This is a genomic window from Variovorax sp. 10N420 (assembly GCF_056394705.1).
This window is the reverse complement of the sequence record NZ_JBFTIJ010000007.1, coordinates 124,586-139,090: the sequence shown is the minus strand read 5'-3', so window position 1 is coordinate 139,090 and position 14,505 is coordinate 124,586. Positions and strand designations below refer to the sequence as shown.

The window sequence follows — 14,505 nt, the reverse complement described above, 5'->3', positions numbered from 1 at the left end:
AACCTCGTACAACAAGATGGACCAACGGAATCAACGCGCCAAAACCGGCGCAGGCGGGAGCACAAACAATGAGGCAGCGAGGACGCGAGGTCCTCGAACGGCCATCAAAAGGCAAGATGTCGGGCGAACATTTGGTGTGCAGTCCTTGCGGTGTATTGACCCGTTTCCCGTTGGGAAGTGCATTGCGCTTGGGGTCGGCCCGGAGGTGCTGCTGTCGCTCTTGCCTATTTCGCGTTCTGGCGAAGCCTTAAATTATAGCTGTTACAGCTTTTTCAAGCCCCGTCCGTGGTGCTTGATTTAAGGCGCTGTCGCAGTTCGAGGCGACGTGCTTGGAGGGCCTTGTAGCGTTCCAGCGCATGCGGGTCGGTCTTGGCTGCTTCGATGGCCTCCGTCTGTTGCGACTTGAGCAAGTCGTCCAGCATGTAGTCGAGCACGCTGCGCAATTCCCGGGCGGCGTCGGCCGCTTGTTCGCCCTCTGAATTGCCGATGGGGCTTCCGTCGGGGCCCGTCATTACGCGAAGAGCCAGCGCTTCGAGCGGTTGGCCGCGCAGGCCCTCGCGCAATGCGGCCCAGGATTGGATCCCGTGCTCATGCAATTGGCTGTCGAGCCAGGCAAAAAGCAGCCCGTGCTCGCCGGGCAGGTCGCAGAGCAGGGCGTGCAGTTCATGGGACAGGCCCTCCCACTCCGCCATGTTCGACAGGATGAGTCTTGCCGCGACGTCCGGCCGACTGGTCGGCAGCTTGCGCCCCCCGGGTGGCGGTCGAGGTACAGGCGCTCTGGAAGACTTGAATCGCCGACGTTCGGACGAACTCCGAGGATGCTCGTCGACCCACTCGTTTCGACCGTCCCAGGCGCTCCAGTCTTCATCCGGCGGCAGCGATGGTGTCGCGGGAGCGGGGGTTCTCGCCGCCGACGGCGCCCACAGCCGTTCAAGGTCCTGCCCGCTCAATTGCGCCAACGCGGCGATTTCGGCGAGCAACTGGCGCTTCAGGGCGCCGTCCGGGAGAGCGGTCCAGAGTGGCCGCGCATTGCTCGACATGTGGGCGCGGCCCTCCGCCGTGCCAAGGTCGCAGCCTTCGCTGGCTGCTTCGATCAAGAAGCGGCTGAGAGGTGTCGCGTCGTTGACGAAGCGCGCGAAAGCGTCGGCGCCGAACTCTCGAATGAAGCTGTCCGGGTCGTGTTCGGCAGGCAGGAAGAGAAACTTGATGCTGCGCACGTCGGTCGCGTACGAGAGCGCGCCGTCAAGTGCCTTTCGGGCAGCGCGGCGGCCGGCGGCGTCGCCGTCGAAACTGAAGACGACGGATTCGGTGAAGCGAAATAGCTTTTGGACATGCTCCGGCGTGCAGGCGGTGCCCAGGGTTGCGACCGCGTTCGGGAAGCCCAACTGGGCGAGTGCCACCACGTCCATGTATCCCTCGGTGACGAGGGCATAGCCCCTGTCACGGAAGGCCGCACGTGCTTCGTAGAGCCCGTACAACTCGCGCCCCTTGCTGAAGACCGGTGTTTCGGGCGAATTCAGGTATTTGGGCTTTTCGTCGCCCAATACCCGTCCGCCGAAGCCGATGCATTCGCCCTTGACGTTGCGGATCGGGAACATCACGCGGTCCCGAAAGCGGTCGTAGCGCTTGCCTTCGCCGTTTTCCTCGGGTTCGCCCGTGATCACCAGGCCGCTTTCGACCAGCAGCGGGTCGTCGTAGTCGGGAAACACGCTGGCCAGCGTGCGCCAGCCCGCCGGCGCGTAGCCGATGCCGAACTGCCGCGCGATTTCGCCGGACACTCCCCGAGCTTTCAGGTAGTTGATCGCGCCCGGCGCCTGTCGAAGGTGCTTCCGGTACGCCTCGCCGGCCTTTTCGAGTACTTCGGAAAGGGTGACCTGCTTCTGCCTTTGACCAGCGGCGCGGGCGCGTTCTTCGGGGGAGGCATCGTCCTCGGGAACCTGCAGGCCATATTGGCCCGCAAGGTCTTGCACGGCTTCGACAAAACCCATGCCGCCGTGTTCCATGAGAAAGCCGATCGCGTTGCCATGTGCGCCACAGCCGAAGCAGTGATAGAACTGCTTGGTCGGGCTGACGGAGAACGAAGGGGACTTTTCCCCGTGAAAGGGGCAGAGCCCCATGAAATTGGCGCCCGCCTTTTTGAGCTGAACATAGCGCCCGACGATTTCCACCACGTCGGCGCGCGCGATCAGTTCCTGGATGAATGAAGCGGGGATGGTCATGTAGGCGGAGAGCGGCAGATGATACGCAAGCCATCGATCAGTCGCCGGCCGGCGGCATACTGGCCTTCCCGAAGTAGACGCATGATTCGCCGAAACATCATCCACGCAGCGCCCTTGTTGCGCCACCCGTTGCGGTTCATTTGGCAGGCGCTCAAAGCCTTCAGGGCCAACCAGGGGCTGTTGCTGGCCGGTGCTGTTGCCTACTACGCGCTGCTGTCGATCGTGCCGCTTCTGATCGTGAGCGTGATCGCCTTGTCGCACTTCATCGAACAGGCCGCGCTGCTCGAAGCCGTGGGGCGCTATCTGGAATGGCTGCTACCCGGGCAATCGCGCGCCATCGTCGCCGAACTCTCGAATTTTCTGACGCACGCGGACGTGCTCGGGCCAGTGCTGCTGGTGACGATGATCTTTTTCAGCTCGCTCGCTTTCACGGTGCTCGAAAGCGCGATGGCAGTGATTTTTCATCATCGAAAGGCGGATCACTCCCGGCACTTTCTCGTTTCGGTGGTGATGCCGTATGTCTACATCCTCTGCCTGTGCGTAGGCCTGTTGTTGGTCACACTCGTGTCCGGAGCGCTGCAGATCATCGGGGAGGAGAGCATCGATCTGCTCGGCCACAGGTGGTCGTTGTCGGGCGTCTCCGGCCTGCTTTTGTATCTGCTGGGACTGGCCGGTGAGATCCTGATGCTGACGTCGCTCTACCTCGTCATGCCGGTCGGCCACCTCAGGCTGAGGCATGCGCTGCTCGGCGGAATCACCGCCACGTTGCTGTGGGAAGTGACGCGCCGCCTGCTGGTGCTCTATTTCGCGACGCTTTCGCAGGTGAACGTCGTCTACGGCTCGTTGACGACCGCGATCGTGGTCCTGTTGAGCCTGGAAATCGCGGCGACGCTGGTGCTTTTCGGCGCTCAGGTGATCGCGCAATACGAGCGCCTCGAGCGCACCGGCAGCCTGATGCCTGACGGTGACACCGAAGGCGCCCTGGGAAGTGTCAGCGCGGCGCCAGACGGATCGCGCCGTCGAGGCGGATCACCTCGCCGTTGAGCATGTCGTTCTCGATGATGTGCTTGGCGAGCTTGGCGTAGTCGTCAGGCGTACCAAGGCGCGAAGGGAAGGGCACGCTGGCGGCGAGCGCATCCTGGACTTCCTGCGGCATGCCGAACAGCATCGGCGTCCCGAAGATGCCCGGTGCGATCGTCATGTTGCGGATGCCGTTGCGGGCCAGGTCACGGGCGATGGGAAGCGTCATGCCCACGACGCCGCCTTTCGATGCGCTGTACGCAGCCTGCCCGATCTGCCCGTCATAGGCCGCGACCGAGGCAGTGGAAATCAGCACACCGCGCTCACCCGTAGCCTCAGGCTCGTTTTTGCTCATTGCATCCGCCGCAAGGCGAATCATGTTGAAGCTGCCAATCAGATTGACGGTGACGGTCTTGCTGAAAACAGCCAGCGCATGCGGCCCCGTCTTGCCAACCGTCTTCTCCGCCGGCGCAATGCCCGCGCAGTTGATCAGCCCCATCAGCTTGCCCAACTTCTGCGCCGCAGCGACCGCAGCCTGCCCATCCGCCTCCTGGCTCACGTCGCACTTGACGAAAACCCCGCCGATTTCCTTGGCGACCGCTTCCCCCTTCTCGGCTTGCATATCGGCAATCACCACCTTGCCCCCGCTGCCCGCCAGCATCCGAGCCGTGCCCTCGCCAAGCCCCGAAGCCCCACCCGTCACGATAAAAACCTTGCCGTCGATTTGCATCCAAGTCTCCAAAAGAATTGCGCAATTATCAAAGAGCAGCCCGCAAAGAGAGCGAATTTCCAGAAACACCGTGGAACCGGCTTCGCCGGGCCACCGGTGTTGCCCCCGGTTGGGGGTGGAGAGCGACACGAAGTGCGCGAGCCTGGGGGCGAGCAACAGGAACACCGTGGAACCGGCTTCGCCGGGCCACCGGTGTTGCCCCCGGCCGGGGGTGGAGAGCGACACGAAGTGCGCGAGCCTGGGGGCGAGCAAAAAAAAGCCCCCGTCCGAGGACGGGGGCCTGAATTGGATCCCGAAGGACCCAAGGAGACAATCGTTGCTTGCTTGCTTAGCGCTTGCGCGTAGCGGTTTGAGCGGTGCTCTTGGCTGCATTCACGGCAGTGGTCGACACGGCCTGGAAGTTGGCTTCAGCGACGTCGCTCGCTTGCTTGACGGCTTTCTGCACCGATTCGAAAGCGTTATTGGCGGCGGCCACTGCGCTCTTCATCACGGCGACGGCGGTTTCCGAACCGGCCGGAGCGTTCTTGGCAGCGCTGTCGACGAGGCCGACGAATGCTTGCTGAGCTTCAGCGGCCTTGACTTCGAAAGCCTTGGTGAACTCGGCGCCGGTGCCTTGGGCGATGTCATACAGGTGACGGCTGTAGGCAGCGGTCTTTTCGGCCAGGGGCTGGTAGAGGCTGGCTTGCAGGGACAGCAGTTCTTGCGCGTCCTTGACGTTCAGGAGAGCTTGGGTCGTGCCGGCAGCTTCGGTCAAAGCAGCCTTGGAAGCGGTCACGTTCAGTTCGACGAGTTTCTCGACGCCTTCGAAAGCCTTGGTGGTCAGGCCGAACAGGGTTTCGAGGTTTGCTTTTTGCACTGCGATGAGTTGGTCTGCGGTGAGGGCCATGAGGTGCTCCAGTAGAAGTAAAAGGTGGATTCGCGTTGCGCTGCCCCTCGACTCATGTTGCGGTGCAGCATGGACGCAAGTATAGGCAGCTGAGATTTGTAAACAAGAGGATTCTTGTTGCGTTGCAGCAATTTAGAACGTGATTTCTAAATCAGCACCTGACAATGTTTCCGATGCGTGCGTTTTATTCAGGCCAGTTTGTTTTGCCCTTGCCGCCCGGACATCGTTTTCCGATGGGGCGCTACGCCATGCTGCGCGACGGCCTCCAGCGTCATCAGCCGCAGGTCGAAATGATCGAGGCACCTCGGGCGAGTGACGGTGAACTCGCGCTCGCGCACACGCCGGAATGGATTGCCGCCATCAGCGACGGGAGTGTGTCGACAGAGGCCATGCGCGAGATCGGGTTCCCCTGGAGCGAGGCGATGGTCGAGCGCTCGCGCCGCTCCACTGGCGCAACGATCGCCGCCTGCCGAGCGGCTTTGGCCGAGGGGGTGTCGGGCAACATGGCTGGTGGGACGCATCACGCGAGTGCGGGCAAGGGCGGCGGCTTCTGCGTCTTCAACGATGCCGCGGTGGCCGCCAGGCTCATGCAGGCCGAACACGGGCGCCGCGGCCGCTTACCGCTCCAGGTGGCCGTCGTCGATCTGGATGTTCACCAGGGCAACGGAACAGCCAGCATCTTCCGTGGTGATGGCAGCGTCTTCACCCTTTCGATGCACGGCCAGAAGAACTTTCCGTTCCGAAAAGAGGCGAGTGACCTGGATGTGGAACTTCCCGATGGCTGTGGAGACGCCGACTACCTGGCGGCGCTCGAACTGGCGCTCGACGAACTCGAACGGCGCTTCACGCCAGGATTGATCATCTATCTCGCAGGCGCCGACCCTTTCGAACGTGACCGCCTTGGCCGGCTCAAGCTGAGCTTCGACGGCCTGGAGGCGCGCGATCGGCGTGTGTTCGATTTCGCCTGGCAGCGGCGCATTCCGCTGGCGTTTGCCATGGCAGGTGGCTATGCGGCCGACATTGCGGACACCGTCCAGGTGCAGTTGGGCACGTTTCGCGTCGCTTTCGAGTATTGGCGCCGCTGGCACAATGCCGCGCCATGAGTGATCGACCCTCCCCTCAGAACCGCAGCAGCTATCGGGCTTTTCGCAGCATCCCGACGCGCTGGGGCGACAACGACATGTACGGCCACGTCAACAACGTCGTTTACTACAGCTGGTTCGACACTGCCGTCAACGCGTACCTTATCGACCGCGGCGCTCTCGACATCCATCGAGGCACGACCGTTGGATTCGTCGTCGAGACTCAATGCAACTATTTCGCGCCGCTGTCCTTTCCCGAGACTGTGGAGGCGGGCATTCGCGTGACCCATGCCGGGAGTTCGAGCGTGCGCTACGAAGTCGGCTTGTTCGCCGAGGGCGCAGACACTGCCGCTGCCCAGGGGCATTTTGTTCACGTTTACGTGGACCGCGACACACAGCGGCCCGTCAAGCTTTCAGCTGCACTCCTTTCGGTGGTCGACGAACTTCGATTCGAGCGCGGATAAAAAAATGGCGTCCGAGGACGCCATTTTTTGATGAAGCGAATGTATCTACATCATCTTCATTGCTTCGAAGACGACATCTTCATCGTCTTGATGTCCGCCTTGCCGCGCGCTTCCTCGGCCTTGGCTTCCTTCTCGCAAGCGCTCTTGGCTGCGCCCTTCTGGTCGTCGCATTTTTCCTTCGCGACTTCGTAGTTGGCCTTTACCTTTTCTTCGGCGACATTGCGGGCGTGCGCGTCGCTGGGCTTGTATTGCTGTTCGAGTTCGGCCTTGGCAACGTTTTCCTTGCCCTTGGCCTGCTTATCGCACACGTCCTTGGCGTTGTCCTTCAGCGCGTCGCACTGCGCCTTGTCCGCTTTGTAGTCAGCCTCGATCTTGTCCTTTGCGGCCTTGTATTCGTCGGATGACATTGCGCTGGCTTGCCCGGCGACGAGGCAGCAGGTCGATGCAATGGCGATCATGAGCAGATGTTTTTTCATGGCTTGGTTCCTCTGAAGTTGCTGAACTGGGTCGGATGATTCCGGCTGAGCGAAGCGGCTGCCTCAGACACGTTCCATCCAGATGGCGGGTGTGCGGCCGTCGCGGTTTTCCCAGGCCGCCACCTGTTGTTCGGCCTCGTCGCGGCTGACGCCATGGCGTTCCTGGATGCGCCCGAGCAACTGGTCCCGCTTGCCGGCGATGACATCGAAGTCGTCGTCGGTGAGCTTGCCCCACTGCTCCTTGATCTTGCCCTTCAGCTGCTTCCAGTTGCCTTCGACGGTGTCTTTGTTCATCACTAGCTCCTTCAATTTGGGTTTCTCCACCGGTGTCAGAGAGCTGATTGCCGGCGTGAAAACACTGTCTCGTGATGGACTCAGCAAGTCGGTAGGACGCTCGGGGAAGGGTCCGTAGGCACTTGCCGACGCGCCCCGTGATAATCGAACGCACGCCGAATGACTACGGAGACCAGCGCGCCGCATCATGATCATCCACAGCCTGCTCGATACCGACCTCTACAAGTTCACGATGATGCAGGTGGTGCTGCACCAGTTCCCTGGAGCGCGCGTCGAATACCGCTTCAAATGCCGCAATCCCGGCATCGATCTCGCCCGCTTTGCCGGGCAGATCCGCGAAGAAGTGCGCCACCTCTGCTCGCTGCAATTCAAGGATGCCGAATTGAGCTACCTGCGCTCGATGCGGTTCATCAAAAGCGACTTCGTCGACTTTTTGGGGCTGTTCCGTCTGAACGAGAAGTACATCGATATCGTCCCGCAGGCTTCCGGCGAGCTCGAGATCCGCATCAAGGGACCGTGGCTGCACACCATTCTTTTCGAGATCCCGGTGCTCGCGATCGTCAACGAGGTGTACTTTCGCAATACCCAGCCGCAGCCGGACTTCGCGGAAGGCCGCCGGCGCCTGGAGACCAAGATCTCGCAGCTACAGCATGCCGGCCTTTCGGACCTGAAGATCGCCGATTACGGCACGCGCCGCCGCTTTTCCAAGGATTGGCATGAAGAGGTGCTGCGTACGCTCGCCGGCCAACTGGGCGCCGTGGCCGCGCCGCCGCAACAAACCCAGGGGCATTTGAAGCTGCCGCAATTCGCGGGCACCAGCAATGTGCTGTATGCGATGAAGCTGGGCCTGATCCCCCTGGGCACCATGGCGCACGAATACCTGCAGGCCTGTCAGGCGCTGGGCCCGCGGCTCCGCGACAGCCAGATCTTCGGCTTCGAGATGTGGGCCAAGGAATATCGCGGCGACCTGGGAATCGCGCTTTCCGATGTCTACGGCATGAGCGCGTTCCTGCGCGACTTCGACCTGTATTTCTGCAAGCTCTTCGATGGCGCACGCCACGACAGCGGCGATCCGTTCCAGTGGGGCGAACGCATGCTTGCACACTACGCAACCAACCGCGTTGATCCGCTCACCAAGACGCTGATCTTCAGCGACAGCCTGACAGTGCCTCGCACGGTCGAGCTGTACCAGCAGTTTCGCGGCCGTTGCCAGCTTGCTTTCGGCATCGGCACCAACCTGACCAACGATCTGGGTTACGAGCCGCTGCAGATCGTGATCAAGATGGTGGCCTGCAACGACCAGCCTGTGGCGAAGCTCTCGGATACGCCATCCAAGAACATGTGCGAAGACGAGCGATACCTGGCCTATCTGCGCCAGGTCTTCGAGATCGCCCAGCCCTCCGCATGACGGTCGTGGCTCCCGTAAGGAACATCGCGCGGTCGATCGCACTGGCACTCGTCGGGCTCATGCTGCCGGCGATCTCGCTGGCGGCCGAGTTCGATGGCGCCCGCCTGTCTCCGCTATGGGGAGTGCCTTTCGCCGGGATCTTGCTTTCGATTGCGCTGCTGCCACTGATTGCGCCATTGTTCTGGCACCACCACTATGGCAAGGTCGTGGCCGCTTGGGCGCTGGCCTTTCTGCTGCCTTTCGCGGCAACCTTCGGCTTGCCTCTGGCGCTTGTCCAACTGGTGCATGCGCTGGTCGCCGAATACATCCCCTTCATCGTCCTGCTGGCCGCGTTGTTCGCCGTTTCGGGCGGAATCCATATCCGCGGAAATCTTCGGGGATCGCCAAAGCTCAACACGGGAATCCTGGCCTTGGGAGCCGTGCTCGCCAGCCTGATGGGGACGACCGGCGCATCGATGCTGCTGATCCGGCCCTTGATCCGCGCCAACGACGAGCGCAAGCACAAGGTGCATGTGATCGTGTTCTTCATCTTCATCGTGTCGAACATCGGCGGCTCGTTGACCCCGCTGGGCGATCCGCCGCTTTTCCTGGGCTTCCTGAAGGGCGTCGATTTCTTCTGGACCGCAAGGAACATCCTGCCTGAAACCTTGTTCATGCTCGCCATCCTGCTGGTCCTGTTCTATGTGCTCGACACCTGGTACTACAGGCACGGGGGCAAGTACCCGGTGGACCCGACGCCGGACACGAAAACCATCGGCATAGACGGAGCCGTCAACTTCCTGCTGCTGGCCGCCACCATTTTTTTCGTCCTGCTCAGCGGTTTGTGGAAATCTCCCATCAGCTTCGATTTTCTTGGCACTGAGGTGGGGTTGCCGAGCGTCGTGCGCGATGTGGCGCTCATCGCAATCATCCTGCTGTCGCTCAAGATCACGGCGCCCAAGGTGCACTTCGACAATCAGTTCAGCTGGGGACCGATGCTCGAAGTGGCAAAGCTTTTCGCAGGCATCTTCCTGACGATCGTGCCGGTGATCGCTATGCTGAAGGCGGGGGTGGACGGTCCTTTCGGTGCGGTCGTCTCGGCGGTCACGCGCCCCGGCGGTGAGCCCCATCCAGCCATGTATTTCTGGGCCACCGGCATTCTCAGTTCGTTCCTCGACAATGCGCCGACATACCTGGTGTTCTTCAATACCGCCGGCGGTGATCCGCAGGCACTAATGACCACCTATGCGACGACGCTGGCCGCGCTGTCGGCGGGCGCCGTGTTCATGGGAGCCAATACGTACATCGGCAACGCACCCAATCTCATGGTCAAGGCCATTGCCGAGAGCCGCGGCGTGCGCATGCCGAGCTTCTTTGGCTACATGCTGTGGTCGGGCGCCATCCTGATGCCGCTCTTTGTTCTTGTCAGCTTCATCTTCTTTCATCGATCATGAATAAACCCAAGATCCTGGTCGCCCGCGCGATCTTTCCGGAGACCATCGCGAGGCTTGAAGAGCACTTCGAAGTCCAATCCAACCCTGACGACGAAAGCTGGACCAAGGCCCAGCTGATCGAGAAGTTGCAGGGGAAGGTCGGCGTCTTCACCACCGGCAGCGAGCGCATCGACGCCGAGGTCCTTGGCGCTTGCCCCGAGCTGAAAATCTGCGCCAACATGGCCGTGGGCTACAACAACTTCGACATCGATGCGATGACCTCCCGCGGGGTGCTCGGCACCAATGCGCCTGACGTGTTGACCGAAACCACAGCCGATTTCGGGTTCGCGCTGCTGATGGCCACGGCCCGCCGCATTGCCGAAAGCGAGCACTTTTTGCGCGCAGGCAAGTGGGAAAAGTGGAGCTTCGACATGTTCGCCGGCTCGGACATTCACGGCTCCACGCTCGGCATCATCGGCATGGGCCGAATCGGGCAGGGGATCGCGCGCCGCGGCGCGTTGGGCTTCGGCATGAAGGTGATCTATCACAACCGATCGCGGCTCGATGCCAAGCTGGAAGCCGATTGCAGGGCCAGCTACGCCAGCAAGGAAGATCTGCTCAGGACTGCCGATCACGTGGTGCTCGTGGTGCCATATACACCGGCCTCGCACCACACCATCGGCGCCGCCGAGTTGGCGCTGATGAAGCCGACGGCCACGCTGGTCAACATTGCGCGCGGCGGGATCGTCGATGACGCAGCACTTGCTGCGGCCCTGCGCGACAAGCGGATCGCCGCCGCCGGCCTCGATGTTTTCGAGGGCGAACCGAAAGTCCATCCCGACCTGCTGAAGGTGCCGAACGTCGTCCTGACGCCGCACATCGCGAGCGCCACCGTTCCGACGCGGCTCGCCATGGCCGACCTGGCTGCGGACAACCTCATTGGCTATCTCGTCAACAACAAGCCCGTCACGCCGCTCAATCCGGACGTGCTTGGCAAACCCTGAAAAGACAACGCGACCCGTGATCGAAACCTGGATCCTCTTGGCCCTGGCGGCCCTGAATTTTTTGCTGGTCATCTGGCTGCTGGTGCGAAGACCCCCTCCACCCACTCCTCCAGACCATTCCTTCTTGATCGCGACACTGGCGGCCGGCAACGAGCGCGTCGAGCGCGAACTGCGCCACGAAATCGGCGAATCCTCTCGCGGCGCTCGCCAGGAGACGGCGCAGGCGTTTTCCACCTTTCAACAGGCGCTCGTCCAGCAAGGTGCGGAAAACACGCGCACGCAAAACGCGCAGATCGACGCTTTCGCACAGCAGCTCACGTTGCTGCAGAAGACGCTCGGGGACACGCTCAACACGCAATTGCAGGGACTGAGCGAATCGAACGCGCGGCGGCTTGCCGAGGTACGTGCCACGATGGAGACGCAACTCGCGCAGCTCCAGCAGACCAACACGGCCAAGCTCGACGAGATGCGCAAGACGGTCGACGAGAAGCTCCAGAGCACGCTGGAGGCGCGCCTCGGCGAGAGCTTCAAGCAGGTCGCCGATCGCCTTGAGCAAGTCCATAAGGGCCTCGGTGAGATGCAGACGCTGGCGGTGGGGGTCGGAAGCCTGCAGCGTGTCCTGACGAACGTGAAGACGCGCGGGGTGTTCGGCGAAGTCCAGCTCGAAGCCTTGCTCGAACAGGTGTTGACCACCGAGCAATACGCCAAGCAGATCGAGACCAAGCCGCGCAGCGGCCAGCGCGTGGACTTCGCGATTCGCTTTCCAGGGCGGGGCGATGATGGCTCCCCGGTGTGGCTGCCCATCGACGCCAAGTTTCCGCGCGACGACTACGAGCGATTGCTCGATGCGCATGAACGGGCCGACCCGGGCGCGGCCGAAGTCGCTGCCAAGGCGCTCGAAGCGCGCATTCGCTCTGAAGCAAAGTCCATCGCGGAAAACTACCTGGCGGCGCCGCACACCACGGACTTCGCGATTCTTTTTCTTCCCGTCGAGAGCCTCTATGCCGAAGTGCTGCGCCGCCCCGGTCTGATGGACGCGATCCAACGCCAGCATCGGGTGACGCTGGCCGGCCCGACCACGCTGCTGGCGATGCTCAACAGTCTGCACATGGGCTTTCGCACACTGGCATTGGAGCATCAGGCTTCGGAGGTCTGGAAAGTCCTCGGCGCCGTCAAGACCGAATTCGAGCGCTACGGCGAATGGGTGGCGCGCATCAAGGAGCAGGTCGCAAAGGCGTCCGACACGATCGACAAGGCGGACACCCGCGCCAAGCAGATGCGTCTCGCGCTGCGCAAGGTCGAGGCACTCCCTGAGTCCCAGACCCAAGGCATGCTGCCGATGGCCGACGTCGAGGACGACGGCGCCGCGTGAACGCCAGCTTGCTACGGCTCATCGCAGCCCAGGTGTGCCTGCACGCGGCGATGACGGGCACCCGGCTGGCGTCGCCGCTCCTGGCGCTGAGCGAAGGCTATAGTGCCGCGGCCGTCGGGGTGCTGCTGTCGCTGTTTGCACTGACTCAGGTTTTTCTGGCGTTGCCGGCGGGGCGCTTCGCCGATCGCCATGGCTTGCGGCGACCGCTGTCGATCGCCGTCATCGCGGCCACCTCGGGCGCCGGCCTGGCGGCGGCCTTTCCTGTATTCCCCGTGCTTTGCGTTGCTGCTTTGCTCACCGGTGGTGCCACCGGCATCGCGGTCATCGCACTGCAGCGCCACGTTGGCCGTGCAGCGACAAATTCGACACAGCTCAAGCAGGTATTCAGCTGGCTGGCGATCGCGCCGGCGGCTGCAAATTTCGTCGGCCCGTTCGTGACCGGCCTATTGATCGACCATGCGGGGCCGGTGCCGGGCGATCTGGTTGGCTATCGGGTGGCTTTCGTGCTGTTGGCGCTGCTGCCCATTGCGTGCTGGATGCTGGCGCGCGGCACAGCCGAACTGCCGACCATCCGCCTGCCCGATGGTGCGCCCAAGCCGCGCGCGTGGGATCTCCTGAGCCAGCCGATGTTTCGGCGCCTGTTGTTCGTCAATTGGCTGCAATCCGCCTCGTGGGACGTGCATACGTTCGTCTTGCCGATCCTCGGGCACGAACGCGGGCTGAGCGCGTCGATGATCGGCTCCATTCTTGGAGCCTTTGCCGTTGCGGCGGCCGCTATCCGGGTCGTGCTGCCGATCGTGGCCTCTCGCCTGAGCGAGCGGACCGTGATCACCGGATCGAACGTCATCACTGCGCTGGTGTTTGCGGCCTACCCGTTGATGACCTCGGCCGTTGGCATGGGCATATGTTCGGTGCTGCTGGGCATTGCTCTCGGTGCCGTGCAGCCGATGGTCATGAGCATGCTGCACCAGATCACGCCCCATGCACGCCACGGCGAGGCGCTAGGGCTGCGCGTGATGACGCTCAATGCATCCAGCGTCGCGATGCCGATGCTCTTCGGCGCCGCGGGGGCGGTGATCGGCGTGGCGGGTGTGTTCTGGATCGTTGGCGGCGTGGTCGCGCTCGGCACGCGCGCTGTCTGGGGCTTGCGAGTCCCCAGCGCGGCCGACGTCGCGTGAGCGTCAGGTGATCGTCAGAGCTTGTAGAAGCGCTTGATGTAGTCCCAAGCGTTCTGCGGCGCATCGACGTATTCGATCAGCTTGACGTCATCCGGCGAGATCACCCCTTCCTCGGCAAGAAACTCGAAATTGACGAGCTGCTTCCAATAGTCGGAGCCGAAAAGGACGATCGGCACCGGCTTGGCCTTGCGGGTCTGCACGAGTGTAATGACCTCGAACAGCTCGTCCAGCGTGCCGAAGCCGCCCGGAAAGGCGACCAGCGCCTTCGCACGCATCATGAAATGCATCTTCCGGATCGCGAAGTAGTGGAATTTGAAGCTGAGCGCCGGCGTGACGTAAGGATTGGCTTCCTCTTCCATTGGCAGCGCAATGGCGAGGCCTACGGAAAGTCCTCCGCCTTCGTACGCGCCCCGGTTCGCGGCCTGCATGATGCCGGGGCCGCCGCCGGTGCAGACGAAGAGCTTGTCTTCCGGATCCCGCTCATTGCTGTATTGCGCGACCAGTTTGCCGAAGGCGCGCGCCTTTTCGTAGTAGTGCGAGCTGCGCGCGAGCTTGCGCCAGCGTGTCGCGGCAACGGTGTCACCGGCGGCTTCGGCCTGCGCGATCAGCGCTCCGGATTCTTCTTCGCTGCGAAAGCGGGCGCTGCCGAAGACCACCACCGTGTTTTCAATTCCGTGGGCACGCATTTCGATGTCGGGCTTCATCAGCTCCAACTGCATGCGAAGCCCGCGTGTTTCGCGGCGCAGCAGGAATTCGGGATCGGCGAACGCCAGTCGCGATGGATCGGTGTTCAGCGGAAGCCCCTTGTCGGCGTGAGACTGCAGGGTGGCCCAGGCGTCGGCGAGGCGTTTGTCGTGAAGGTCGTGTGTACTGTTGGGCATGGTCTTGCGAAAAAGCGATCCTGAATTGTGCGCCTTGCAGTTTTCGGACCTGGCATTCGAGCGACGTAAAAAAGGCTCC

The 14,505-nt window shown here is 62.4% G+C and carries 14 protein-coding genes; 8 read left to right on the top strand and 6 right to left on the bottom strand.

What is annotated here, in order from left to right; all coding sequences use genetic code 11:
* Positions 1-272: 272 nt before the first annotated feature.
* Positions 273-2,219: a DNA primase gene (gene dnaG, locus AC1DEK_RS19400; RefSeq protein WP_478126897.1), complete on the bottom strand. Its 1,947-nt coding sequence runs from the start codon at positions 2,217-2,219 to the stop codon at positions 273-275.
* Between the two features lie 81 nt (positions 2,220-2,300).
* Here dnaG and AC1DEK_RS19395 point away from each other — a divergent pair, with 81 nt between their 5' ends.
* Complete coding sequence (locus AC1DEK_RS19395; RefSeq protein ID WP_478126896.1) at positions 2,301-3,263, top strand: YihY/virulence factor BrkB family protein; 963 nt, start codon at positions 2,301-2,303, stop codon at positions 3,261-3,263.
* On the opposite strand, the gene AC1DEK_RS19390 is transcribed toward AC1DEK_RS19395, so the two are convergent.
* Both AC1DEK_RS19390 and AC1DEK_RS19385 read right to left on the bottom strand, forming a co-directional pair.
* Positions 3,211-3,969: a 3-hydroxyacyl-CoA dehydrogenase gene (locus tag AC1DEK_RS19390; protein ID WP_478126895.1), complete on the bottom strand. Its 759-nt coding sequence runs from the start codon at positions 3,967-3,969 to the stop codon at positions 3,211-3,213. The genes AC1DEK_RS19395 and AC1DEK_RS19390 overlap by 53 nt on opposite strands.
* A gap of 328 nt (positions 3,970-4,297) precedes the next feature.
* Positions 4,298-4,855: a phasin family protein gene (locus tag AC1DEK_RS19385; protein ID WP_478126894.1), complete on the bottom strand. Its 558-nt coding sequence runs from the start codon at positions 4,853-4,855 to the stop codon at positions 4,298-4,300.
* 173 nt (positions 4,856-5,028) lie between these two features.
* On the opposite strand from AC1DEK_RS19385, the gene AC1DEK_RS19380 reads away from it, so the two are divergent.
* Positions 5,029-5,958 carry a histone deacetylase family protein gene (locus AC1DEK_RS19380; protein WP_478126893.1) on the top strand — a complete coding sequence of 310 codons (930 nt, stop codon included), beginning with the start codon at positions 5,029-5,031 and terminating at the stop codon, positions 5,956-5,958.
* Entirely contained in the window at positions 5,955-6,401 is a 447-nt protein-coding gene (locus AC1DEK_RS19375) for an acyl-CoA thioesterase (RefSeq protein WP_478126892.1), read from the top strand. Before AC1DEK_RS19380 ends, AC1DEK_RS19375 begins: the two co-directional genes overlap by 4 nt.
* A gap of 56 nt (positions 6,402-6,457) precedes the next feature.
* Here the strand turns inward: AC1DEK_RS19375 and AC1DEK_RS19370 are convergent, their stop codons facing one another.
* Positions 6,458-6,877, bottom strand: coding sequence for a hypothetical protein (locus AC1DEK_RS19370; protein WP_478126891.1), 420 nt, complete (start codon positions 6,875-6,877; stop codon positions 6,458-6,460).
* A 63-nt stretch (positions 6,878-6,940) separates the two neighbouring features.
* Entirely contained in the window at positions 6,941-7,171 is a 231-nt protein-coding gene (locus tag AC1DEK_RS19365) for a CsbD family protein (protein WP_478126890.1), read from the bottom strand.
* Between the two features lie 187 nt (positions 7,172-7,358).
* Here AC1DEK_RS19365 and pncB point away from each other — a divergent pair, with 187 nt between their 5' ends.
* Genes pncB through AC1DEK_RS19340 form a run of 5 tightly spaced genes read left to right on the top strand, consistent with a single transcriptional unit; the run spans position 7,359 to position 13,545 of the window.
* Positions 7,359-8,579: a nicotinate phosphoribosyltransferase gene (pncB, locus tag AC1DEK_RS19360; protein ID WP_478126889.1), complete on the top strand. Its 1,221-nt coding sequence runs from the start codon at positions 7,359-7,361 to the stop codon at positions 8,577-8,579.
* 59 nt (positions 8,580-8,638) lie between these two features.
* A complete protein-coding gene (locus AC1DEK_RS19355; protein ID WP_478127085.1) occupies positions 8,639-10,012 on the top strand; it encodes a sodium:proton antiporter in 1,374 nt (457 codons plus the stop codon).
* A complete protein-coding gene (locus tag AC1DEK_RS19350; protein ID WP_478126888.1) occupies positions 10,009-10,995 on the top strand; it encodes a 2-hydroxyacid dehydrogenase in 987 nt (328 codons plus the stop codon). The genes AC1DEK_RS19355 and AC1DEK_RS19350 overlap by 4 nt, the downstream gene beginning before the upstream one ends.
* A gap of 19 nt (positions 10,996-11,014) precedes the next feature.
* Complete coding sequence (locus AC1DEK_RS19345) at positions 11,015-12,367, top strand: DNA recombination protein RmuC (RefSeq protein ID WP_478127084.1); 1,353 nt, start codon at positions 11,015-11,017, stop codon at positions 12,365-12,367.
* Entirely contained in the window at positions 12,364-13,545 is a 1,182-nt protein-coding gene (locus AC1DEK_RS19340) for an MFS transporter (RefSeq protein ID WP_478126887.1), read from the top strand. The genes AC1DEK_RS19345 and AC1DEK_RS19340 overlap by 4 nt, the downstream gene beginning before the upstream one ends.
* A gap of 14 nt (positions 13,546-13,559) precedes the next feature.
* On the opposite strand, the gene AC1DEK_RS19335 is transcribed toward AC1DEK_RS19340, so the two are convergent.
* Positions 13,560-14,426 (bottom strand): LOG family protein, encoded by an 867-nt coding sequence (locus AC1DEK_RS19335; RefSeq protein WP_478126886.1) that lies wholly within the window; start codon positions 14,424-14,426, stop codon positions 13,560-13,562.
* Positions 14,427-14,505: the final 79 nt, after the last annotated feature.